The 1,053-nt window shown below is 63.2% G+C and carries 1 protein-coding gene; it reads left to right on the top strand.

Going from position 1 to position 1,053, the window contains the following annotated elements; translation table 11 throughout:
* Positions 1-49 precede the first annotated feature (49 nt).
* Positions 50-1,053: PEP/pyruvate-binding domain-containing protein (locus Q8L50_RS18015; RefSeq protein WP_305350011.1), on the top strand; the 1,004-nt coding region annotated here is incomplete at its 3' end.

Here is a 1,053-nt window from a genome sequence, read left to right on the forward strand (position 1 = left end):
CGCCGCGCATGTGCCTGTCCCCGGTTTTTAAACCTCCCGGAGTATTTTCATTTCCAAACTTTTTGAGCCGACCGCCCTGGTCGTACCGTTTGAAAACCTGAGGATGACGGATGTCGAGGCCGTCGGCGGTAAAAACGCCAGCCTCGGCGAGATGATTTCGCAACTGCCGACCGGACCCCAGGGCGTGCAGGTGCCCACCGGTTTTGCCACCACCGCCCACGCCTTCCGCGTGTTCCTGGCCCATGATGGCCTGGACACCAAAATAAACGCGCTGCTCGACGCGCTCAACACCGACGATGTGCGCGCGCTGGCCGAAACCGGCAGCAAGATCCGCGCGTTGGTCGAAGCCCAGCCTTTTCCGAAAGACCTGGAGCAGGCGGTGCGTGACAGTTTTGCCGCGCTGAGCGCCGGCAATCCGCAGGCCAGCTTCGCCGTACGTTCCTCGGCCACTGCCGAGGATTTGCCTGATGCATCCTTTGCCGGCCAGCAGGAAACCTTCCTGAACGTGGTCGGCATCGAGGATGTGCTGCACAAGATGAAAGAGGTGTTTGCCTCGCTCTACAACGACCGTGCCATCAGCTACCGCGTGCACCAGGGTTTTGCCCACGCCGACGTGGCCCTGTCGGCCGGCGTGCAGCGCATGGTGCGCAGCGACATCGGCGCGGCCGGCGTGATGTTCACCATCGACACCGAAAGCGGCTTCGAAGACGTGGTGTTCATCACCTCCAGCTACGGGCTGGGCGAAACCGTGGTGCAGGGCGCCGTCAACCCCGACGAGTTCTACGTGCACAAGCCCATGCTCAAGGCGGGCAATCGCTGCGTGATCCGCCGCAACCTCGGCAGCAAGCTGCTGCAGATGGAGTTCACCACCGCCGAGGAAAAGAAGGCCGGCGGCAAGCTGGTCAAGACCACCGACGTGCCGGCCGAACTGCGCAACCGCTACTCGCTGACCGACGCCGACGTCGAGCAGCTCGCGCGTTACGCGGTCATCATCGAAGACCACTACGGCCGTCCGATGGACATCGAATGGGGCAAGGACGGCACCGACGGCCA

Origin of the sequence: Polaromonas sp. (assembly GCF_030680935.1) — a bacterium.
Classification (GTDB): domain Bacteria; phylum Pseudomonadota; class Gammaproteobacteria; order Burkholderiales; family Burkholderiaceae_C; genus Polaromonas.